Source organism: Polaribacter sp. Z022, assembly GCF_023555495.1.
In the GTDB taxonomy this organism is placed as follows: Bacteria; Bacteroidota; Bacteroidia; order Flavobacteriales; family Flavobacteriaceae; genus Polaribacter.
Window position 1 is genome coordinate 426,684 of the sequence record NZ_JALCZO010000003.1, and the last position, 24,996, is coordinate 451,679.

At 29.6% G+C, this 24,996-nt stretch carries 17 protein-coding genes and 1 tRNA gene; 17 read left to right on the forward strand and 1 reads right to left on the reverse strand.

Annotated features, from left to right (window positions below; translation table 11 throughout):
• Window positions 1–125 precede the first annotated feature (125 nt).
• The 10 genes from MPF13_RS08815 (at window position 126) to MPF13_RS08865 (ending at window position 15,070) form a co-directional block, all read left to right on the forward strand.
• Window positions 126–1,043 (forward strand): T9SS type A sorting domain-containing protein, encoded by a 918-nt coding sequence (locus MPF13_RS08815; RefSeq protein WP_249982133.1) that lies wholly within the window; start codon window positions 126–128, stop codon window positions 1,041–1,043.
• A 242-nt stretch (window positions 1,044–1,285) separates the two neighbouring features.
• Window positions 1,286–3,550: an alginate lyase family protein gene (locus MPF13_RS08820; RefSeq protein WP_249982134.1), complete on the forward strand. Its 2,265-nt coding sequence runs from the start codon at window positions 1,286–1,288 to the stop codon at window positions 3,548–3,550.
• A gap of 23 nt (window positions 3,551–3,573) precedes the next feature.
• Entirely contained in the window at window positions 3,574–3,948 is a 375-nt protein-coding gene (locus MPF13_RS08825) for a cupin domain-containing protein (protein WP_249982135.1), read from the forward strand.
• Window positions 3,949–4,215: 267 nt separating this feature from the next.
• Complete coding sequence (locus MPF13_RS08830; RefSeq protein ID WP_249982136.1) at window positions 4,216–7,446, forward strand: SusC/RagA family TonB-linked outer membrane protein; 3,231 nt, start codon at window positions 4,216–4,218, stop codon at window positions 7,444–7,446.
• Window positions 7,447–7,452: 6 nt separating this feature from the next.
• Window positions 7,453–9,048, forward strand: coding sequence for a RagB/SusD family nutrient uptake outer membrane protein (locus tag MPF13_RS08835; protein WP_249982137.1), 1,596 nt, complete (start codon window positions 7,453–7,455; stop codon window positions 9,046–9,048).
• Window positions 9,049–9,060: 12 nt separating this feature from the next.
• Complete coding sequence (locus MPF13_RS08840; protein ID WP_249982138.1) at window positions 9,061–10,239, forward strand: hypothetical protein; 1,179 nt, start codon at window positions 9,061–9,063, stop codon at window positions 10,237–10,239.
• Between the two features lie 22 nt (window positions 10,240–10,261).
• Window positions 10,262–11,773: a PKD domain-containing protein gene (locus tag MPF13_RS08850; RefSeq protein ID WP_284041177.1), complete on the forward strand. Its 1,512-nt coding sequence runs from the start codon at window positions 10,262–10,264 to the stop codon at window positions 11,771–11,773.
• A 124-nt stretch (window positions 11,774–11,897) separates the two neighbouring features.
• Window positions 11,898–12,602 carry a FadR/GntR family transcriptional regulator gene (locus MPF13_RS08855; RefSeq protein ID WP_249982139.1) on the forward strand — a complete coding sequence of 235 codons (705 nt, stop codon included), beginning with the start codon at window positions 11,898–11,900 and terminating at the stop codon, window positions 12,600–12,602.
• A 388-nt stretch (window positions 12,603–12,990) separates the two neighbouring features.
• Window positions 12,991–14,277 (forward strand): MFS transporter, encoded by a 1,287-nt coding sequence (locus MPF13_RS08860; RefSeq protein WP_249982140.1) that lies wholly within the window; start codon window positions 12,991–12,993, stop codon window positions 14,275–14,277.
• 37 nt (window positions 14,278–14,314) lie between these two features.
• Entirely contained in the window at window positions 14,315–15,070 is a 756-nt protein-coding gene (locus tag MPF13_RS08865) for an SDR family NAD(P)-dependent oxidoreductase (RefSeq protein ID WP_249982141.1), read from the forward strand.
• 150 nt (window positions 15,071–15,220) lie between these two features.
• On the opposite strand, the gene MPF13_RS08870 is transcribed toward MPF13_RS08865, so the two are convergent.
• Window positions 15,221–15,294 (reverse strand) — tRNA-Asn (locus MPF13_RS08870).
• A gap of 197 nt (window positions 15,295–15,491) precedes the next feature.
• Here MPF13_RS08870 and MPF13_RS08875 point away from each other — a divergent pair.
• The 7 genes from MPF13_RS08875 to MPF13_RS08905 all read left to right on the forward strand — a co-directional run bounded on the left by MPF13_RS08875 (window position 15,492) and on the right by MPF13_RS08905 (window position 24,944).
• On the forward strand, window positions 15,492–18,221 hold the full coding sequence (locus MPF13_RS08875; RefSeq protein ID WP_249982142.1) for a 2-oxoglutarate dehydrogenase E1 component: 2,730 nt from the start codon (window positions 15,492–15,494) through the stop codon (window positions 18,219–18,221).
• Between the two features lie 147 nt (window positions 18,222–18,368).
• Window positions 18,369–19,577 (forward strand): 2-oxoglutarate dehydrogenase complex dihydrolipoyllysine-residue succinyltransferase, encoded by a 1,209-nt coding sequence (odhB, locus tag MPF13_RS08880; RefSeq protein WP_249982143.1) that lies wholly within the window; start codon window positions 18,369–18,371, stop codon window positions 19,575–19,577.
• Between the two features lie 241 nt (window positions 19,578–19,818).
• Entirely contained in the window at window positions 19,819–20,490 is a 672-nt protein-coding gene (locus MPF13_RS08885) for a YiiX/YebB-like N1pC/P60 family cysteine hydrolase (RefSeq protein ID WP_249982144.1), read from the forward strand.
• Between the two features lie 36 nt (window positions 20,491–20,526).
• Entirely contained in the window at window positions 20,527–20,895 is a 369-nt protein-coding gene (locus MPF13_RS08890) for a DUF2200 domain-containing protein (protein ID WP_249982145.1), read from the forward strand.
• 202 nt (window positions 20,896–21,097) lie between these two features.
• Complete coding sequence (locus MPF13_RS08895; protein WP_249982146.1) at window positions 21,098–21,670, forward strand: hypothetical protein; 573 nt, start codon at window positions 21,098–21,100, stop codon at window positions 21,668–21,670.
• Window positions 21,671–21,868: 198 nt separating this feature from the next.
• Complete coding sequence (locus tag MPF13_RS08900) at window positions 21,869–24,271, forward strand: helix-turn-helix domain-containing protein (RefSeq protein WP_249982147.1); 2,403 nt, start codon at window positions 21,869–21,871, stop codon at window positions 24,269–24,271.
• A 301-nt stretch (window positions 24,272–24,572) separates the two neighbouring features.
• Window positions 24,573–24,944 carry a VOC family protein gene (locus tag MPF13_RS08905; RefSeq protein WP_249982148.1) on the forward strand — a complete coding sequence of 124 codons (372 nt, stop codon included), beginning with the start codon at window positions 24,573–24,575 and terminating at the stop codon, window positions 24,942–24,944.
• Window positions 24,945–24,996: the final 52 nt, after the last annotated feature.

Here is a 24,996-nt window from a genome sequence, read left to right on the forward strand (position 1 = left end):
TTAACAAACTAACTTTCATTTATTTAAATTTAGTATAATAAAATTTTTATTATTCAATTTTATTTGTATTTTTGGTAAACCAATTTGGTAAACCAATTAACTATTAACATTTTAAATCTTTACTTATGAAAAAAACATTACTTTTTATTGCTTTAGTTGCAAGTGCATCTTTATTTGCACAAACACAACCAACAGTTATAAATCCTAATTTTGACAAAATTGACAAAAATTCGGGGTCAGCATGTGCATGTTCTGGCTGGATAAACAAAAGTCTTGCTGATCAAGCAGAGTCTTCAACAAAAGACAGTAATGATGTTGTAAAATTTGACAACCATGAGTCAGACGGTATTTATCAAGAAATTGCTGTAGAAGCAAACAGTGATTATACTTTAGATTTAGATTATTGGTATTCTGATGGAACTACAACATCAACCCAATATATAGAAGTTATTATCTTAAAAGGAAGTGCGTATGTAGATGGTTATACGCCTGCTTATGCAACTGCAGCTGATGCAGAACAAGATGGTTTTGGATATGCTTCTTTAACAGAAGCAGATAATGTTAATAACCATGTTGCAAGAACTACTGTAGCTCCTCCTGGAAATTCTGATAAAAACTCAATGACGCAATTAGCATTTAACACGGGTTCAGAAACTAGTATAGCTATTTTTATTAGAGCTGTAGGACCTTATGATGCTACATCTCATGGAGATTCAGGTAAAGATAAAGGTTGGATGAATGGAGATACTGAGGTTAGAGTAGATAATCTATCGTTAGTTAATTTAGGAGCAACTGCTTCTGTAAACGATATCTTTTCTTCTAAAATTAGCATATACCCTAACCCAGCAAACGATTTTATTTCAGTTTCTACTAGCGAAACAATTACTGGTATGGAAATTTACAATTTAATTGGAAAAAAAGTTGTTTCTTCAGCAAACACAAAAAACAACACTATAAACGTATCTAATCTTGCAAAAGGTGTTTATGTTTTAAAAGTTATGAGCAATGATCTTGTAGCTTCAAGAAAGATTATTATTGAGTAGAGTTTGAATTATTTACTTAAAAAAAAGAGTCCATTTTTAACTAAATGGACTTTTTTTTATCTCTACTTTTTATTTTTACAAAATCTTAATTTTAGAATAACAAAACTGATATTAATCACTTTTAGTCCTCAAAATCACTAAATTGTATGTTAATATTTTGTAAAAATAACAAATAGACATATATTTGGTACACCAAACTGGTTAACCAATTTTAAATTCACTTCAAAACAACAGTATTTAGCATGAAATTAAAAAAAAGAATATCATTTAAATTAATACTTTTAATGTTATTAACTGTTACAATTTCTTGTAATAAGACTACAGATAGTAAAACTAATACAGCAAAAAGTTCTCACCCAAAATTAATATTAACAAAGCAAGGTGTAAAAGATATTAGAGCTAATTTAGGAACCATTCCTATTTTTGATAAAACTTTAGCTGCAACTAAAAAAGAAATTGATGCTGAAATAGAAAAAGGTTTTGAAGTACCTATTCCAAAAGATTATTCTGGAGGTTATACTCACGAAACTCACAAAAAAAACTTCTTTTTACTTCAAAAAGCAGGTGTATTATATCAAATTTTAAATGATGATAAATATGCACAATATGTTAAAGACATGTTGTTTGCTTACGCTAAACAGTACCCTACTCTACCAATTCATCCAAAACCTAGATCTTATGCAAGAGGTAAGTTATTTTGGCAATGTTTAAATGATTCAAATTGGTTAGTATATACTGCACAAGCTTACGATTGTATTTATGACTTTTTAAGTAAAGAAGAAAGAGACATTTTAGAAAAAGACTTATTTATTCCTTTTGCAAATTATATTTCTGAAGGTAATCCTCAATTTTTTAATAGAGTTCACAACCACAGTACTTGGGGTAATGTTGCTGTTGGTATGATTGCTTTAGTGATGGATAATGATGATTTATTAGAAAAAGCTTTAAACGGTTTAAAGGTTGACAATTTAAAAGAAGGAATGAAAGATAATGATGGTGGATTAATTCAGGTTAAAGGTCAAAGACTTGGTTTTTACGGAAACTTAGACGAACCATTTTCTCCTGATGGATATTATAATGAAGGTCCTTATTATCAAAGATATGCAATGTATCCGTTTTTAATTTTTGCTGAAGCATTACAAAATGTAAAACCAGAATTAAAAATATTAGAATATAAAGACGGTGTTTTATTAAAAGCTGTAGATGCACTAATTAATTTAACAGATGCAAATGGAAACTTTTTTCCATTAAATGATGGTCAAAAAGGTATGTCTTATTATACAGCTGCTTTAGTTTCTGCAGTAGATATTGCTTATCATTATGGTGGTAAAAATCCAGAATTATTAAGTATTGCAAAAAAACAAGATAGAGTTGTTTTAGATGATACTGGTTTTTCTATTGCATTAGGAATTAAAGAAGGTTTAGAAAAACCTTTTGAAAAAAAATCTATCAATTTATCTGATGGTAAAGATGGTACAGAAGGTGGTGTTGGAATTTTAAGAAACGAAAGTATAGAATTAGTTTACAAATATGCATCACAAGGTTCTAGTCATGGTCATTATGATAAATTATCTTTTTCTTTATATGAAGATGGTAATGAAGTAATACAAGATTATGGTTTATCTCGTTTTGTAAATATTGAACAAAAAGGTGGTGGAAACTACTTAAAAGAAAACAAAACTTGGGCTAAACAAACAATAGCACATAACACACTTACCTTAAATGGTGAAAATCACTTTAAAGGTAAATATGAAATTGGTAGTAAACATCATCCAGTATTGCATTTTTATGATGATTCTGATAAGAACGTTCAAATTATAAGTGCTTCAGAAAAAAATGCATATCCAGGTACAGAAATGCTTAGAACATTTGCTATTATTAATGATGCTGATTTTGAAAAACCTTTTACTGTAGATTTATTTAAAGTAAAATCTAATAAGAAAAATCAATACGATTTACCTTACTATTATTTAGGTCAAATAATTACTACAAATTTAGATTACAAATCTAATACTACATTAAATAGTTTAGGAAAAAAGAATGGATACCAGCATTTATGGAAAGAGGCTTCTGGTAATCCTTCTTCAGAAAATATTGTTTTTTCTTGGATGAATAACAAACAGTTTTACTCATTAACATCAACTACAAATACTTCAGATGAAATTATTTTGGGTAGAATTGGAGCAAATGATCCTGATTATAATTTAAGAAAAGATCCTACTTATATTTTAAGAAGAATTGCACAAAACACAACTTTTGCTTCTGTAATAGAATCTCATGGTAGTTATAGCTATGTATCAGAATTAGCTTTAAACACCTATTCTAATATTAAAAGCTTAGAAATAGTTTTTGACACAGAAGCATATACTGCCGTTAATATTTTAACAAAAAGCAATAAAAATAAAATTTTAATTATCTCTAATAAAGATAATTCTAAAGAGCGTAAACATTCAATAGAAATAAACAACAAGAACTACAAATGGGTAGGTTCTTATTATTACAATTAAATTAATTTTAAAAAACGAAAAAAATGAAACGAGTTAGTGAAAAGTACGTCATAGCAAAAGATATGGAATGGGAAGAACTTGGTGGTGGAGTATCAAGAAAGTTCTTAGGTTACGATAACCAAATAATGATGGTAAGTGTTAAATTTGAAAAAGGTGCTTTAGGATCTCCTCATCAACATTTTCACACACAAGCTACATATTGTGTTTCTGGTAAATTTGAATTTGAAATTGATGGAGTAAAACAAATTGTAGAAGCTGGAGATGGAGTTTATATTGAGCCAAATTTATTGCATAGTGCAATTTGTTTAGAAGAAGGACAATTAATTGACACTTTTAGCCCTGTAAGAGAAGATTTCTTAACTGGTGATGGACCAGCTTATTTTGGTGACAAATCATAATTAAAAATATTTCATTTTTTTATTCAATATATCCCCCAATATATTTTCAAAAAATAATAAGAGAAAAGTTTATAAATAACTTTATCCTATTATTAGGATTTTATGAAATGATTAACATTTTTTTTTAATTCCCAAAATATATACCTATATTTGGTAAACCAGACTGGTTAACCAGTTGATTATTCAATAACAATCAAGTTTGATTGTTATTGAATAATAATATTTTTAAAAAATATTAAAAAATTAAAACAATTCAAAACTATAACAATGAACTTAAAAATTAAGTTAGTATTTATTGCAATGCTTCTTTTTAGTGCCTTTAATTATGCTCAAGAAAGTGTTACAGTAAAAGGAAATGTTACATCTATAGCTGATGGAGAACCTATTTTAGGTGCCAACATTATGATTGTAGGTACAACAAAAGGAACAAGTACTGATTTTGATGGTAATTATAAACTAAAAGTAAAATCTGGAGATGTAATCCAGTTTTCTTATTTAGGTTTTAAAACCAAAAACGTAACTTTTACAAATCAAAAAACAATTAACGTAGCACTAGAAGAAGATTCTAATGTTCTAGACGAAATTGTTGTTGTTGGTTATGGTAATCAAAAACAGAAAAACGTAACGAGTGCATTAACTAAAGTAGCTGGTGAAGATCTTCAAAACCAAGCTGTGGCTCGTGTAGAAGATGCTTTAAAAGGTAGAGTTGCAGGTTTAAGAATACAAGTAACGTCTTCTGAAGCTGGTGGTGACCCTAAAATTACATTAAGAGGTCCTGGTTCTGTAACTGGTTCTTCTTCTCCATTAATTGTAGTTGATGGTGTAGTATTAGGTACAGATTCTGATATTTTAGCATCTATTGATAACAATAACATTAAGTCTATTAGTGTTTTAAAAGATGCTTCTTCTGTGGCAATTTATGGTTCACGTGGTGCAAATGGTGTAATCTTAGTTACTCTTAAAAAAGGTTTCTCTGGTAAAACTCAATTTTCTTACAACACTTTTACGGGTTATAAGTATGCAGAAAATAATGACAACTTTAACACTACAATTGCTCAAGAAAGAGCTAGATTAAATTCTTTACAAGGTACTGTTAATGCTATTTCTCCAACTAGTATAAATTATGATAGAATTAATAGTGATTATGATACAGCTTATGCAGAATTAGAAGCTATGGAATTTATTGCTTCTTTAGGTGGTGGAGAAAGAAACTTACAAGATGAAGTATTTAATGGAGGTTTTATTAAAAGTCATTCTTTTGCTGTAAGAGGTGGTACAGAGTTAACAAGTTATACTGCTTCTTTAGGTTTTCTTGAAGATGAAGGTATTGCTTTAACTGATAACTTTAATAAATACAATGCTAGAATTAAAGTTGATAGTAAATCAAAAAACAAAAAAATTAAATATGGTGCTAGTTTACGTGTAAACTACAATGACCAAGATAAATTGCCTGCAAGATTTACTGATCCATTAAGACAATTAGGTCACGTTCCATTATATTTAAATGAAGAGCATTTAAAATATGTTACTCAATTTTCTACAGAAGTTGGTACTTCTACAGATGCTGGTAAATTATTCGAAAACTTAGGTGTTGGTAGTTATGGTTTTTCTAGAGCTTTTGATCACGTATTTACAAAAGACCCAAATAACCCAAGATCTATTCTTAGAGATCCAGTAACAGGTCTTCCTGTTGCTAGTCCTTTAACATCTGGTGGTTTAACATTATCAACTACTAAAAATGTACATCCTTTAGTTCACTTTTTAGAAAGATCTAGAACTAAGAGAAAATTAAGTTTAAATGCTTCTTCTTATATTGATTTTAAATTAGCAGATGGTCTTAACTTTAGACAAACTGTATCTGGTGTATTTAGACACAATAAGAGTAATGAAGCAGATTATTTATATGGTCAAGAAAATAGAGATCAAGAAGCTTATAGATTAGAAAGAAGAGACGAATTAAATCAATTTGCATTTGAATCGATTCTTAAATATGATAAAAGCTATAAAAAACACAACTTTAATACTGTATTAGGTTTTGAGTATACTCAAAGAGATTTTTACAGACAAGAAACAGAAGCTGTTGGTTATACTAATGATTTTAATAACAACATAGCTCTTGCAGATGGAGGAACAACTTATACAGATAATGGTTCTGATAAATTAGTTTCTTATTTTGGTAGATTAGATTATAATTATGATGAAAAATACTTAGTACAATTATCAGCACGTACAGATGGTAGTACTAGATTTGGATCTGACAATAGATTTGGTTTCTTTCCTGCAGTATCTGTTGGTTGGGTAATGTCTAATGAAGATTTCTTATCTAACAGTAACTTAATTTCTTTCTTAAAAGTAAGAGCAAGTTATGGTATTTCTGGTTCTAACCAAATTTCAAATAACGTATTTGAATCTCTTTACAGATTTGAAGAGTCTTTTAGTACAATTAGTTATAATGGAAATACAGGTGTAAAAGCTATTACTTTAGCTAATCAATCTTTAGGTTGGGAAAAATTAATAGAATTTAACCCTGGGGTAGATATTACTTTTGGTAGAGGAATTGTAAGTTTAACTGCAGATTACTATACTAGAACAAGTGAAGATTTACTTCTTTTTGCTCCATCTTCTGCAACTTATGGTACAGATAACTGGTTACAAAACCTTGGTGAAGTTCAAAACGAAGGTGTAGAATTAGAATTAACGTCAAGAATTATGTCTAAAGAAAACTTTAGATGGAGTGCTTCTGGACAGTTTTCTTTAAATAGAAACACAGTTAAAAGTTTAGGAAATAATGAACAAATTATTTCTAGAATTGATCAAGACACAAGACCTACAGAGTTTATTGCAAGAGTTGGACAACCAATTACATCTTTTTATGGATGGGTTTATGACAAAGAAATTCCTTTAGAATGGGTAGATAATCCTTTTAATAGATTTAACAATGACTATGCAGATGTTTATGTAAAAGATTTAAACAACGATGGTGTAATTGATGATGATGATAGAACTGAGTTAGGTAGTCCTTATCCTGATTTTGAATGGGGTTTCAATTCAGACTTTACTTTATATGATTTCGATTTCTCTTTCCAATTACAAGGATCTCATGGTGCAGAAGTTAGAGTTGCAGATTTAGACCAACTTTATTATGCTAGTGAATCTGCAGTAAACGAAATGTCTAATTTCCCTGATAGAGATTTAACTGTTCATAGAAGATTTACAGATGATCATATTCAAGATGCTTCTTTTGTTGCATTAAGAAACTTAACTTTAGGTTATACATTACCAGAATCTATTACATCAAAATATAAATTTGATAAATTAAGATTATACTTAACTGGAGAAAACTTATTATTCTTTACTGCTAAAGGATATGAAGGATTTAACCCAGAAGCAGCAGGTCAAACTTCTAGTAATGCAAATACACCTCTTACAGCAGGTTATCAAAGAGGAGATGGTCCAGTAGTTAAAACTATCTCTGCAGGAATTAACTTTCAATTTTAATTAATTATGAAAAATATATATAAAAATATAATAGTTGGTTTTTCTTTCTTAGCTTTATTAACAAGCTGTGAGTCAGAATTAGACCTTAGTAATCCAACTGCACTTTCATTAGAAGAGTTGTTACAAACAGATGATGGTTTTAAAGCATTATCAAACGGAATTTTAGATGCATACCAAAAAGTACCAGCAAACGAATTCTTATTAACAGAATTAAGATCAGACAATGTAAGAGCTAATTCAGAAAACGGAAACTTTCCTGCAATTAGTGCTTATAATGTAGACCCAAATAATGGTGATGTTGCTACATATTATTCTAATAATATGCATGCAATTAAACATGCTAATACAATTATTGATAATAGATTTTTAGCTCCTAAAAATCAACAATACACTGTAGGAGAAGCATATTTTATGAGAGCTTTATGTCATTTCAATTTAGTAAGAGCATATCAAAACATACCTTATATAGATAAAGTTTTAGATGTAACCACTAAAGAAGCATTAAACTATCCTCAATTAGCAGAAGAAGTTGTTTATGAAAAAATAATTAACGATTTTAAAACTTCAATTGCTTATTTAAATGGAGCAGAAGTAAATAGTTATCGTCCTTCTAAAGGTGCTGCTATTTGTTTAGCTGCAAAAGCATATTTAAGTCAACCAAATCCTAATTATGTAGAAGCAGAACTTTTATTAGCTTCAGTTGTAGAAAACAGTGCTTCTTATAATTATAACTTAATTTATACAGAAAGATCTAATGCTAAGCAATTTGAATTTAATGCAGATCCTTTAGATTCTTCTATAGATTTATTAACAGATGCAGAATATCATGCAAACTTAGTAATGGATTTTGGTCATGTTTTTGGAAATGAAATTTCTGACAGTTTTTCTGATGGAGCTTTAGATGGAGATTGGTCTAATAACCCAGGTTTAGAACGTAATAACGAAGTTATATTTTCTATTGCTTATGATTTAGTTAGTAGTGATAATTATGCTACTAGTGATAGTGGTTTAGATGATCAAGTAGAAACAGATTCTGAATCTCATAGTTTTGCTATGACTTTACAAGGTCCTTCTAATGGGGTTAACATTGCTACTTTAGACTTTTTAGATGTAATGAATCCGTTATTACAACCTGTAAGATTTTATGCTAGTATTAAAGCTTTATCTTATAATCCTGCAGATATTACAAATGATACTTTTACTGCAAAATTTCCTACAGATGGAGAAATTGGAGATAATGACTGGATAGTTTTAAGATATGCAGATGTACTATTATTGTATTCAGAAGCAATTTTAGCAGGTGGAGATTCTACTACAGATTCTAGAGCTATAGATGCTTATAATAAAGTAAGATTAAGAGCAGGTCTTGATGAAGTAGTTGTTTTAACTAAACAAGCTTTATTAGAAGAAAGAAGAGTTGAGTTTGCTTATGAAAATCAACGTTTATATGATTTAATTCGTTTTGGAGAAGCAGATAATGTATTAAGACAATTTTCAATTGAAAATAGTTTAAACTATACTAGCGAAAAGAAATACTTACCTTTTCCTCAAAGAGAAATAGACAATTTACCTAATTTTTATTCACAAAATAGTGGATACTAAAATCAAATAATTATGAAAAAATATTTGTATAACTTAAAATATCTTGTGTTGGGGATAATTGTATCTCTAACATCTTGTGTAAATGATGATTTACCTGATGTAGGAGATTTAGAAGACTTTACATCACCAACGCCTTTTTATAATTTAACAGACGTAAGCTCTTCTGAGTTTGACTGTAATGATGTAGAATTATGGGCTAAATATGAGTTTAACTTTCAAGCTGGTTCTAACTTAGCTGTAAACGGAACTCAATATGATTGGTCTGTTACTCCTTCTGATGGTGTAACAATAATAAACAAAGATTTACCAATCTTACAACAATCAATAGATGCTCAATTAGCCACTGTTGTTGCGTTAGAAAAAGAGATTGCTAAACTAGAGTTTAAAATTCCTTGTGAATCTAATACAGCTAAAGTAGCAGTTTTAGAAGCTACAATTGCAGATTTAAAAGTGCAATTAGAAACTGCAAAATCTGAAGTTACTGAAGAAGTTGCTTCAAATGTTTCTGATTTAGAAACTCAAATTGCAAATTTAGACGCTGCAACTTTTCAAGACAGAGAGTTAATCTTCTCTTTTCCAAACCCTGGTACATATACTGTTGGTTTAACAGTAACAGATAACCTTGGAAAATCTGCATATACAGAAAAATTAGTTACTGTAATTCAAGCAGTACCTACAATTCCTGTTCCAGAAATTGGAGAACCTAGTTTTGATGATGGTACTTTATTTGATGGTACTGGAGATGGTAGAGATTCTTGGAGAGCTCCTAGTAGTTCTAAATGGGGAAGTGTATTTCAAATTAACACAAAATCTGAGTTAGGTATATTACCTGATGGTTACCAAGCAGCTAAATTTCCTGCTGATGGAACAAGAGTTGGTTATCAAGAAATAGAAGTAACTCCTGGTGCAGAATATGTATTATCTTACTTTAGTGCGTTAAATGTAGATGCTTATGGAGACATAACAGTATCTATTATTAGTCCTAATGCAACTACTCTTGCAGAAGCAAAATTAGCGGATAACATTATTGCCACTAGAACAGAAAATAATGTTGGTAGAGTTAAAGATGTTTTCAAAAAACATGCAATTACTTTTGAAGCTGGAGATCATGAATCAGTAATAATTTTACTTACAAACTCTCCTGGAGTTGAAGGTAGATTAGATGCTTTTGACATAATTGTTAAACAATAAATAGATTCTAAAATTTAAGATTATGAATTATAAATTAATTAAAAAAATAAGTACTAGTATCCTTGTACTATCTACCATATTTTTAGGTCTAGTATCATGTTATGATAATGGATATGAAGAATATGTTCCTCCAACAGGAAATATAAACAACATTCAGCCAAGTACACTTTTTACAACAAGTACTAAAGCAGATGACAACATGTCTATTGTTTTTAGAAGTTATTCTACAGACGCTGTATCTTATCTTTGGGATTTTGGTGATGGAAATTCATCAACAGAAGCAAACCCAGACTATACTTATACAAAAGGTGGTTTATATAAAGTTAAATTAACTACAAAAAGTTCAGATGGATTACAAGCAGTAGATTCTGCTAATGTTTCTCCTATTTTAGTTGATTTTAACATCTCTAAAATTGATTCAGAAGTAACTTTCGAGAATTTAACTGATGGTGCTGATAAATTAACATGGGATTTTGGTGATGGAGATACTTTAGACTGGGATTCTGTAGACACTACTCAAGACCCAAATTTTAATCCTAAACATGCATACAAAACAGCAGATACTTTTGTAGCAACTTTAACTGCTACTAATTTTTTAGGCGTAAAAGTTTCAGTTTCAAAAAATATTGAAGGTTTAGTACTATCTACAGTTCCAGATTTTACATTTAAAACTTCATCTTTAACTGCAACATTTACAGATTCTTCTGTATTAGCTGTATCTCATAGCTGGGATTTTGGAGATGGTAATTCATCTACTGATGTTAATCCTGTACATACGTATGCTACAAGAGGTACTTATAACGTTACTTTAACAACTAAAAATGACGCAGGTGTTTCTAGAAGTATCACTAAAGCTGTACCTGTTGGTGGTGTAGAACCAACTTTTAAAGTAATTGTTCAAAACGGAACATGTGAAATTCACGGATCAGGATCAGACTCGTCAAATACAAGTGACAATGCAGATTCTTGGGATATGACTCCTAATAGCACATTAAATGGTGGTATTATAAGTCCTTACAGATTTGATGCTACAAATAACCCTAATGGATGGTATAATTCTGATTTAGACGCATATATTGATGGAAAATATGGTAGTTCTGAGCAACCTGGTTCATCTAGTGATGGTAATTATGTAAACGGTTCTAAAACAAGAGGTGTTAAGCTTTCTAATAGTAGTCGTAGATTATATCAAGTAGTACAAGTTGAAGCAGGTGTAGAATATACATTTACTATTCAATCTCGTTCAGAAGCAGAGGGTATTACAACTGATGTATTTATTTTAAATAAAGAAATAACTACAGAAGATGATATTGATGCAGATGTAAATCATGCAGACGTTGATAAATACTTCCAAATTACAAACGATTATAATCCTAGTAAATCTTCATCTACTGTAGATAATTTTACTACAACTACTTTTTCATTTAAAGCTTCTGCTAATAAAGCAGTTATTTATGTAAGAGCTCTAAAAGCAATTAATAGTAGTAACGAAGTGTTTTTTGATAATATAGACATCATAACACCAGGTTTCTAAAATAGATTTTATACAATTACACACATTATAATTAAACAATTATAATGTGTGTAATTTTAAAGTTATTAACTATTAATAAAAAAAATTATCTTAGCCGATTAAAATTAACATAATTTAACAAAACATGAAATTAGAGATACTAACTAAATCCGAAAATTCTGACGTTCAAAAAGATATCGTCTCTAAAATTAGAGATCTTATTATCTTAAAAAACTTAGAACCAGGAGACAAACTACCTTCAGAAAGAATGTTATCTGAAAAGTTTGAAGTATCTAGAAGTAATGTTAGAGAATCTATTCAAAAATTAGAATTTTACGGTTTATTAAAATCTATTCCACAAAGTGGAACATTTGTAGCAAATATTGGTGCTATAGCTATGAATGGTATGATTGAAGATATTTTAAGATTAGATGAACCTGAATTTAAAGACTTAGTAGAAACTAGGATTTTATTAGAATTAAAAACAGCTAGATTAGCCGCTTTAAGAAGAACTGAAGATGATTTACTAAAATTAGAAGAAGCTCTTTTAGCATATAAAGAAAAAGTAAATAATGGTGAAGAAGCTGTACAAGAAGATTTATTATTTCATTTAGCAATTGCTAAAGCTAGTGGTAATAGTACAATGAATACTTTTATGTTAATTATTACTCCAGAAATTATTACTAATTTTCAAAAACACCATGTTTGTGATGCTGGTTTATCTAAGAGAGGAATACTTGATCACCAAGCAATATTTGATGCAATTAAAGACAAAAAACCACAAGTAGCTAAGCAAAAAATGAAAGAACATTTTAAAGAATTATACAATTACTGTTATAATTTAGAATAATTAAAATTCCCTCTTGATATAGTATTGATGTAACTAATACATTTGTTTTTTAATTGAAAACAAAAACCTCTAAAGTAATTTATTCAAAATTATTACTTTTTAACTCCTCCCTAATAATATTTTTACTATTTGTCTTTTAAATGGAAATATTTTCAATATTTCTTCCCTTAAATTAATACAATTTATTCAGTGTTAATATAAAACTACCTAACCTATTAACAGGCTTTTATAAAATATTAACATTCTACCTATTTATTTCAGAAAAAAACATATCTTTGGTAAACCAATTTGGTAAACCAATTTATTTAAACATATTAAAATAAAATCTTATGTTTAGAATTGATTATTCAAATTAAAAAGTAAAATTAAACATCTAAAACCAAATAGAATGAAAGTAAAAGGATTAAGGTGGTTTATTATTGGACTTATATTTCTAGCCACAGTAATAAACTATATTGACAGAAGTGCATTAGCCATAATGTGGGGTAATGAAAATGTAGATGGTTCAATAGCACAATCATTAGAATTGACTAAAGATCATTATAGTTACATTTTAAATATATTTATGGTAGCCTATGCATTAGGTCAACTTTTCTCAGGAAAATTATTTGACAAAGTTGGTACAAGAGTTGGTTATGTAATTAGTATTGGGGTATGGGGTTTATCTTCATTTTTACACTCTACAATTAGAGGTTTCTTTTCTTTAGCATTTTTTAGAACAACTTTAGGTTTATCTGAAGCAGGTAACTGGCCTGGGGGTGTAAAAAGTAATGCAGAATGGTTTCCTATTAAAGAACGTGCAATTGCACAAGGATTATTTAACGCAGGGGCCTCTATTGGTTCTGTAATTGCTCCACCATTTATTGCAGCTTTATTCGTTGCTTTTGGTTGGAGAACTACTTTTATGGTAGTTGGTTCTTTTGGTATTTTTTGGATTATTCCTTGGTTATTAATTAACAAAGCAGGACCAAAAAAACACCCTTGGATTACAGAAGAAGAGCAAAAATATATAATTGAAGGTCAAAGTTTAGCAGATCAAAATGCAACAGATGATACAAAAGGAAAAACTTTAAAAGAAATTCTTTCTTACAAAGAATCTTGGTCTGTTGTAATTGGACGTTTCTTCTTAGAGCCAATTTGGTGGTTATTTGTAGGTTGGATGCCAATTTACTTATTTGACGTATATGGTTTCAATGTAAAAGAGGTTGGTATGTTTGCTTGGGTACCTTATGTAGGTGCTGCAATTGGTAGTATTGCTGGAGGATATGTTTCAGGAAAAATAATAGCTAAAACAAACTCAATTAACAAAGGAAGAAAGACTACAATTTTAATTGGAGGTATAATAATGTTAGCTGGTTTAATAGCAACAGTATTATTTGCTGATTCTGCAGAAGTGTTTGTTGCTGTTGTATTCTTTGTATTATTTGGTTTCCAATTTGCAATTAGTAATGTACAAACAATGCCAAGTGACTTTTTCAGTGGTAAATCTGTAGGTTCTTTAGCTGGACTTGCTGGTATGGTAGGTGTATTTTCAGTAATTATAATGAACTTCATTATACCAATTGTAGCAAAAGTATCTTATACACCAATATTTATCGCAATTGCAATTTTTGTACCATTAGGTGTAGGTGCAATCTATTACTTTGCTAAAGACATAAAATCTGTAGAAGATTAATAAAAATATAAAAACAACAAAATAAATAAACAACAAAATGAGTAAAAAAGTAGCTGTTATAACAGGTGCTACTGGTGGAATTGGATTCCAAGTGGCAAAAAGATTAGGGCAAGATGGATATACTGTAGTTTTAAACGGTATTGAAGATGATCAAGGAGCTAAAAGAGTTGAAGAACTAGAAGCTGAAGGTATTACTGCAGAATATATTGGTTTTGATGTTACTAGTGATGATGCTGTAACTTCTAACATTACTGCAATTGGTGAAAAATATGGAAAAATTGATGTTCTTGTAAACAATGCAGGAGGATTAGGTGGTAGATCTCGTTTTGAAGAAATGACAACAGAATTTTATAGATTTGTTATGGCTTTAAATCTTGATTCTGTATTTTTTGCTTCAAGAGCTGCTATCCCTTTCTTAAAGAAAGGAGAAAACCCAACTATTATTAACTATACATCTAATGCTGGATGGAATGCTGGTGGACCTGGTGCAGGAGTTTATGGAACTTCTAAAGCTGGTGTACATGCAATTACTAGAGCATTAGCTAAAGATTTAGCTGAATATGGAATTAGAGTTAATGCAGTATCTCCTGGTACTATTGATACTCCTTTCCATGCTCAAATTAAAGCAACAAAACCAGAAGTTTTTGCTTCTTGGGCTAACAACATTATGTTAGGTAGATTAGGACAACCTGAAGAAGTAGCTTCTGTTGTTTCTTTCTTAGCTAGTAAAGATGCTGCATTTATTACTGCAGAAACTATCCAAATTGGTGGTGGACAAGCATTAGGTATCTAATAAATAATACATAAATTAGGACTATAAACCTCTTTGTAATATTACAAAGAGGTTTTTTTATTCTAAACACTTACAAGTCAACACTTTTAATTTTTCATAAAAAATATTAAAGCATAAAAAAAGCCTTATCATAAATGATAAGGCTTTTTGCTCCCCCTCTTGGACTCGAACCAAGGACCCTCTGATTAACAGTCAGATGCTCTAACCAACTGAGCTAAGGAGGAGTTTGCATCACAATATTTGTGTTTTGCGAGTGCAAATATATACCTTTTTAGAATATACACAAACACTTTTCGAAAAAATATTAAAAAAAAACAAAAAAAAAAATTTTGTATAAAACTAGCCAAATAAATAACGTTTTATGACAAATATCGTATTTTTGTTCATCTCGATAGCTTATTAAAAAAGCATAAACAATACTATGGATAAATTTTCGTTTTTAAACGCAGCACATACAGGCTTTATAGCTGACTTATATGATAAATATTTGGTGAACCCAGATGCAATAGAACCAAGTTGGAGAAGCTTTTTTCAAGGGTATGATTTAGCAAATGAAAATTATTCTTTAAAAGATGATGATTCTTTAGAAATTCCTGAAGAAGTTCATAAAGAGTTTTTAGTAGTTGATCTTATAAATGGATATAGAACTCGTGGACATTTATTTACAAAAACAAATCCTGTAAGAGATAGAAGACAGTATCAACCTACTTTAGATATCGAAAATTTCGGCTTAAACGAAAACGATTTAGATATAGAGTTTTCTGCTGGTGAAGTTTTAGGACTTGGAAAAGTAAAATTATCTAAGATAATTACGCATTTAAAACGCATTTATTGTGATTCTATTGGTGTAGAGTATATGTATATGCGAAGCCCAGAAAAATTAAAATGGTGGCAAAATAGAATTAATCAAAATGATAACCACCCTAATTATACACCAGAGGCTAAAAAATACATTTTAGGTAAATTAAATCAGGCTGTAACTTTTGAAAGTTTTTTACAAACTAAATATGTTGGTCAAAAACGTTTTTCTTTAGAAGGTGGTGAAACTTTAATACCAGGTATAGCAGTAATGCTTAGAGATGCTGCAGAAAAATTTGGTGTTAAAGAATGTGTATTAGGTATGGCTCATAGAGGTCGTTTAAATACATTAGTAAATATCTTTAAAAAACCTGTTAGAGATCTTTTTAGTGAATTTGAAGGAAAAGATTTTGAAGATGAAAGTATAGATGGTGATGTTAAATACCATTTAGGTTTAACATTAAGTAAAACCTATAGAGATGGTAATGAAATTAAAATGAACTTAGTTCCAAATCCTTCTCACTTAGAAACGGTTGCTTCTGTTGCAGAAGGTATTACTAGAGCTAAAATAGATAGAAAATACAATGGAGATTCAGGTAAAATATTACCTATTGTTATTCATGGAGATGCTGCAATAGCAGGACAAGGTATTGCTTATGAGGTTACTCAAATGGCCAAATTAAATGGTTATAAAACTGGAGGAACAATACATATAGTAGTTAATAATCAAATTGGATTTACAACCAATTATTTAGATGCACGTTCTAGTACCTATTGTACAGATGTAGCAAAAGTAACTTTATCTCCTGTTTTACACGTAAATGCAGATGATACTGAAGCTGTATGTCATGCAATGGAAATGGCTTTAGAATTTAGAATGCGTTTCCAATCTGATGTTTTTATAGATTTATTAGGTTATAGAAAATACGGTCATAATGAAGGTGATGAACCTCGTTTTACACAGCCTAAATTATACAAAGCTATAGCAAAACATCAAAATCCAAAAGAAATTTATTCTTCAGTTTTATTACAAGAAGGTTCTATAGATAGTACTTTTTTAAATGAAATTACTTCTGAGTTTAAACAAATGCTTGAAACTGAATTTGATGAAGCTAAAAAAGTAGAAACTTCTAAGGTTAGAGAGTTTATGGAATCTACTTGGAAAGGTTTTGAACGTCAGAAGTTAGATACAATGTTACTTGCTGAAGACACAAAATATGATATTGAAAAATTAAAGAATATTGCAAAAGTTGTTTCTACTGTTCCAGAAAATGTAAAATTTGTTAGAAAAGCAGAAAGAATTTTAAAAGGAAGATCAAAAATGGCTTTTGAAACTAATCTTTTAGATTGGGGAATGGCAGAAAACCTTGCTTATGGTTCTTTAATGGAAGAAGGATATAATGTTCGTATTTCTGGGCAAGATGTAGAAAGAGGAACTTTTTCTCATAGACATGCCATTTTACGTGATGAAGTTTCTGAAGAAAGAATTAACTTATTAAATACAAATCCAAACAATAAAGGAGTAATGACGATTTACAACTCGTTATTATCTGAATATGGTGTTCTTGGTTTTGATTATGGTTATGCCATGGCAAATCCTAACACATTAACAATTTGGGAAGCACAATTTGGAGATTTCTCTAATGGTGCACAAATTATGTTTGACCAATATATTTCTGCTGCAGAAGATAAATGGAAAATGCAAAATGGAATTGTAGTTTTATTACCTCATGGTTATGAAGGACAAGGTTCTGAGCATTCATCTGCAAGAATAGAACGTTATTTACAATTATGTGCAGTAGATAATATGACAGTTGCAAACTGTACTACTCCTGCCAATTTCTATCACTTATTACGTAGACAAATGAAACGTAAGTATAGAAAACCATTAATTGTATTTACTCCAAAAAGTTTATTACGTCATCCTAAAGCAGTAAATTCTATAGAAGATTTAGCAACAGGAGAATTCCAAGAAGTAATAGATGATACTTTAAACCCAAATGGAGTTAAAAAATTAGTTTTCTGTATGGGTAAATTCTATTATGATTTATTAGCAGAAAGAGAAGAAAACAAAAGAGAAGATGTTGCTTTGGTTAGAATAGAGCAATTGTTTCCATTACATTTAGAAAAATTACAACAAGTAATAGATAAATATCCAAATGTTACAGAATACATTTGGGCACAAGAAGAACCTAGAAACATGGGTGCTTGGAGTTTTATGTTAGAGCGTTTAGATTTAGTGAAATTAAATGTACGTTCTCGTAAATATTATGCTGTTCCTGCTGCAGGTTCTAGTACAAGATTTAAGAAAAGACATCAAGCAGTTATTGATAGTGTTTTTAGTAACGAATAAATGCGTTAAGGATTGAAACGACATCCTTTTTTACTGTCAGTTTGAGTATTTTTGTATCGAGGACAAAGTAAAAAAGATATAGTGGAAAGCCTGTTTAAACGCCCAAATAAAATAAAGAATTTCAGATTAAACAAAAAATAAAGAAACATGAGTGTTTTAGAAATGAAAGTTCCTTCACCAGGAGAATCGATTACAGAAGTAGAAATTGCAACTTGGTTAGTTGAAGATGGAGATTATGTAGAAAAAGATCAACCAATTGCTGAAGTGGATTCTGACAAAGCAACCTTAGAATTACCTGCTGAAGAAAGTGGAATAATTACTTTAAAAGCTGAAGAAGGTGATGCTGTAGAAGTTGGTGCAGTTGTTTGTTTAATTGATATGGACGCTGCAAAACCAGAAGGTGCTGCTCCTGCTAAAACAGAAGCGCCAAAAGAAGAAAAGAAAGTTGAAGTTGCTGCTCCAAAAGCAGATACCTATGCAACTGGAACTGCTTCTCCTGCAGCTAAAAAAGTTTTGGCAGAAAAAGGTATTGATGCTTCTACTGTAAAAGGAACAGGTAAAGATGGTAGAATTACCAAAGACGATGCTGTAAAAGCTGTACCATCTATGGGTTCTCAACCTGCAAACGGATCTAGAGGAACTGAGCGTAAGAAAATGTCTATGTTACGTAGAAAAGTTGCACAACGTTTAGTAGCTGTTAAAAATGAAACTGCCATGTTAACTACTTTTAATGAGGTAAACATGCAACCAATTTTTGACTTACGTTCTCAATTTAAAGAAGATTTTAAAGCAAAACATGGTGTTGGTTTAGGATTTATGTCTTTCTTTACTTTAGCTGTTGTAAGAGCTTTAAAACTGTATCCAGATGTAAACTCTATGATAGATGGAGATTTCCAAATAAAACACGATTTTCAAGATATTTCTATAGCAGTTTCTGGACCAAAAGGTTTAATGGTACCTGTTATTAGAAATGCAGAAAACTTATCTTTTAGAGGTGTAGAAAGCGAAGTAAAACGTTTAGCTTTAAGAGCTAGAGATGGTCAAATAACTGTAGATGAAATGACTGGTGGAACTTTTACAATTACCAATGGTGGTGTATTTGGTTCTATGTTGTCTACTCCTATTGTTAACCCTCCACAAAGTGGAATTTTAGGAATGCATAATATTGTAAACAGACCAATGGCTGTTAATGGTGAAGTTAAAATTCAACCAATTATGTATGTTGCTTTATCTTACGATCACAGAATTGTAGATGGTAGAGAATCTGTTGGTTTCTTAGTAGCCGTTAAAGAGGCTTTAGAAAATCCTGTTGAGTTATTAATGGATAACAACCCAACAAAAGCATTAGAAATGTAGGCAACAATATTGCCATATAAATATTAAAATCCTGAGCTTTTGCTTAGGATTTTTTATTTGAAGCCATTACCTGCTTTCCACTATATCTTTTTTATGAAAAATAAAAAAGGATGTCGTTTCAATCAGGGCTAAACTTGTTTGCTAACAAATTTCATTTTAAAAACTATATTAATAAAAACACGTAATTTGCTTTCTAAGTTAAAAGTAATATTATCAAAAGGATAACAAAAAAGAAATTATCATGTATAAAACATTAAAACACACTTTTACCTTTCTATTCTCGTTGATTTTATTTAGCTGTAACAACAACCCAAATAATAATTTTGAATTAAAACAAGGAGATTTACTTTTTCAAAATACTGGAACAGATGAAATAGACAATGCAATTAAAGATGTTACAGCAACATCATTGTCTAAAAACTATTCTCATATTGGAATTGCAATGAAAGATGAAGGAAAATGGTTTGTAATAGAAGCAATTCCCAAAGAAGGAATTTGCAAAACTCCCTTATTAAAATTTTTAAACAGAAATAAAAATAAACACAACAAATCACAAACTACAGTTGCAAGATTAGATAGCATTTATCAACCTTACATATCTAAAGCTATAGCATATGGAATAGAAAGACTTAACACACCCTATGATGCTATTTTTTTATGGGATGACAATTCTTATTATTGTTCAGAATTAGTTTATAAAATGTTTTCATCTCAAAACTTACTAAAAAATGATATTCCATTTCTTACGCATCCAATGACATTTAATGATAAAACCGGAAAACCAATGCAGAGTTGGGTAAATTATTACAAAACACGTAATCAACCAATTCCTGAAGGAATTGAAGGAACAAATCCGAATTTAATGGCAAGTAGTCCGCACATTAAATTTATACACGATTATGAAAATGAATAAAAATGCTAACTTTAGGGTAAATTTAAATTCTTAAAAATGAAAGTTACTACCAAAAAGAACGAGCAGGTTGCTAATATGGTTTTTGCATCTATTTATCCTCTTTATTGGAATAGATTAGAAAAAAATGGAAGAACAAAAGAAGAATTCCATACAGTATTAGAATGGTTTACAGGTTTTGATGAAGAAAAACTACAATCATTAATAGAAGATAAAGTAACCTATAGAGAGTTTTTTAAACAAGCTACAATTCACCCAAATGCAGATATGATTAAAGGTGTGGTTTGTGGTTATAGAATTGAAGAAATTGAAGCTGAATTTGAAGTCTATAAAAAATGTAGACAAATGGAAAAGCTAATTGATGAATTGGCTAAAGGACGAAAAATGGAGAAAATTTTGCGTTCTTAAATTCATATTTAAACGGATGTTTTCTTAGTTGAAATTCTAGCTTAATATCTGTAAATATGAACATAAAACATTGAAAAGATGACTATTAGTGTTAACGTTAGCCTTCATTATCACTTGTAACCTTTTCCTAAAAAAAGTAGTCTCATAGATATATTAACGAATAGACACATAAATGTCTAATATGAATTAAATCAAATAGACTATGAAAAGAATAAATTTTAAAGAAACTATTGAAGTCGTCTGTCGCCTTTATGTTTTCTTTTTTCTTACTGCATATGGATTAGGAAAAGTTTTTGGCGCCCAATTCTACACACCTGATTTAATACCTACTGAAATAGAAACAATGCCTATCAGCCAAATTCCTGATTTTGATTTAGCTTGGGTTTTTATGGGGCGTTCATATGGATATATGCTATTTATTGGAATAGCCGAATTTATAGGTGCAATTATGCTTCTTTTTAATAAGATGAAACTTATAGGAACCTTTATACTAATTCCAATAATGGTTAATGTAATTATTTTCGACATTTTCTTTCTTGATGAATATGGTGCATTAGCGAGCGCAATTATATATTTTATTATGTTACTTATAATTCTATGGATTAACAAAGAGAACATTATGAAAGTAATTAAAACTCTTACTAAATTTGACAGAATAGTGAAAACATCCATTAAAGAACAGATTGTTAAATATTCTTATGTTTTATTAATAATTCTTGTGATTTTTACTTTTAACCAACTACTAGTGAATTGGTTAGGTTACGGAAATGGATAAATTCAAGTAATAGTTCGAACAAAGGCTTACAACGTGTATAGTTCATTGCTTCTGATTTTCCTCTGGAAAATCATAGAGCTCAAAAGTAGCAACTTTCCATAACTCAAACACGTTTGTGAACTTATATAAAACTATCATATATTTATTGTATTTTCTGACAAATAATTTTTAATTATTTAACTTGCATTAAAAAGTAAAATGCCAAAAAATCCTGAATTAGAACTTGCCTTTAATTTTATAAATAAAACAGATAGAAATCTGTTTATTACAGGAAAAGCAGGGACAGGTAAAACTACGTTTTTACATAAAATTAAAAACGAATCCTTAAAAAGAATGGTTATTGTAGCACCTACAGGTGTAGCTGCAATTAATGCTAAAGGTGTTACTATTCACTCGTTTTTTCAAATGCCTTTTGGTCCTATTTTACCAAATCAAATAGCAAACACAAATCAGCAACGTAAGTTTTCTAAAACTAAAATTGATATTATAAAATCGTTAGATTTAGTAATTATAGACGAAATTTCTATGGTTCGTGCAGATTTGTTAGATGGCATAGATCAAGTAATGAGACGTTATAAAAATAGAAACAAAGTTTTTGGTGGCGCACAAGTTTTAATGATTGGAGATTTACAACAATTGGCTCCAGTTGTAAAACCTAACGAATGGAGTTTACTAAGAAGTTACTATGACACCATGTACTTCTTCAGTTCAAAAGCATTTCAAGAAGCAAACGTAGTTTCAATAGAATTAAAACATATTTATCGTCAAAAAAACGAAGATTTTATTACTGTTTTAAATGAAATAAGAAACGATAACTTGTCTGATGCTTCTGCTAAAATTTTAAATAAACGTTACAATCCTACCTTCTCTCCTACTAAAGACGATGGTTATATAACACTAACTACTCATAATAAAAGAGCGAATCTGATCAATGATTCTGAATTGAATAAACTCAAAAACAGAAGCTACTTTTTTGAGGCAGAAGTTTCTGGAAAATTCAATGAAAATGCATTTCCAAATGATGAAAAGTTAGAATTAAAAGTAGGCGCTCAAGTAATGTTTATCAAAAATGACTCATCACCAGAAAAAAGATATTTTAACGGAAAAATAGGAATAGTAACAGATATTTCTAGAGAAAATGTTACTGTACAATGTGCAAATGAAATTGACGAAATCATTACAGAAAGAGAAAATTGGGACAATGTAAATTATTCTATTAATGATGAAACCAAAGAAATTAAAGAAGATGTAATTGGTTCTTTTTCGCAAATTCCTTTAAGATTAGCATGGGCAATTACTATTCATAAAAGTCAGGGTTTAACTTTTGAAAAAGCTATTATAGATGCAGAAGCGTCATTTGCTCACGGACAAACTTATGTTGCTTTAAGTAGATGTACTTCTTTAGAAGGTTTGGTTCTAAAAACGCCCATTACAAATAGTGCAATTATTAACGACCAAACTGTAAGTGTTTTTAATGAAAGTGTAGAAGAAAATCATCCAGATGAAAGTATTTTAACCGAATCTGAAAAAGAATTTCAACTAAATTTAATTGCAGAATTATTCGATTTTCAATCACTTTTGTACCCAACTTCTAGAATGATTGACATTTTTTATAAAAATAAAACAAGTATAAAAGGTGATGTTATAGATCATTTACAAACCATAAAAGATGATGGAGTTATTGCCTTAATGAAAGTTTCTAACGGATTTAAAAATCAGTTAAATAAAATTTCTGAAGATAATATCCTCCCAGAAAACAGTTCTCAAATACAAGAACGTTTTACAAAAGCGGTAGATTATTTTTTATCTCAAACCATTACAAACATTGTACAACCATTATCTAAAGTTTCTTTTTCTTCAGATAATAAAACAGTAAAAAAAGATTTTTCTAAACAATATGATACTTTACAAGAACGCTTAGAAGAAAAAACCTTTGCTTTAAATAAAATGACAGAGGGTTTTAAAGTAAAATCTTATTTACAAACCAGAGCAAATGCTGTTTTACAAAAAACAGAACCAAAAAAGAAAAAGAAATTATCTACCAGAAAAGACCCTTTATTAGCTTTAAAATTACGCGAATTACGTGATGAAATTAGAATTGCAGAAAACATACCTGCGTTTCAAATTTTTACACAAGAAACCTTGTACGCACTTTGTGATGCCTTACCTCGTTCTGAAAAAGAAATGCTAAAAGTAAAAGGAATGGGTAAAATTCGTGTTCAAAAATATGGTGAAGAAATCTTACAAGTAATAGAACAATATTGCAAAGAAAACGGAATTAATAAATTTAACGAACAAAAAAAGGAAGACAAAAAACCTACAAAACAAATTACTTTAGAACTCTTTAAATCTGGTCTTTCAATAAAAGAAATTGCCAAAGAACGCAGTTTAACAACAGGTACCATAGAAAGTCATTTGGCAAGTTACATTCCAACTGGAGATGTAGATATTTTAGAATTAATTCCGCTAAAAAAGTATAAAAAACTCATCAATCAAATAGAAGAAGTAGAATTTAAAAACCTAACAGAACTCAAAGAAAAAGTAGATAAATCATTTACTTATATGGAATTAAGAATGGTTTTATTGTCTTTAGAAAATTAATTGTAAAATAATTTGCAAGGTTTTTAAAAAATTCACGTCTAAAGTAATATGATAAGAATTTCTTATCATTTCTTTTTCATAGCAATTTTCCCACTTCTATTTTAGGAGTGGGTTTTTTATTTAAAAATAGGTTAAAAAATTATGAAGCTATTTCCTGCTTTCGCTTCTCGCTTTTTTTCATTCTTCAAAAAGAGCTCAAACAAACCGCTCAATCAGGGCTAAACTTATTTGTCAACTTTCAGAAAAAAACAAAAACAAAAATAATTTCTTAACTTTAAAACATCAATTTAAAACTACCAACATGAAATTAGGTGCATTTTCTAACAGTTTAGCAGTAAAAGACATTCATAAATCAAAAGCATTTTACCAAAAATTAGGTTTCACTGTTTTTGCAGGAGAAATAGAAAAAAATTACCTCATCATGAAAAATGGAAATGCATTAATTGGCTTGTTTCAAGGAATGTTTGAAAACAACATTATGACTTTTAACCCTGGTTGGGATGAAAACGCTAACAAAATAGAAGAGTTTAATGATGTAAGAACAATTCAGAAACACCTAAAAAGTGAAGGAGTAAAACTAGAAACAGAAACAGATGAAACTACTACTGGACCTGCAAATTTTGTAGTTATAGACCCAGATGGAAATATGATTTTGATTGACCAGCATGTTTAGTTTTTTTATCATTAAGAGAAAAAATGACGAAGTAATTTCTTTAATAAAAAAG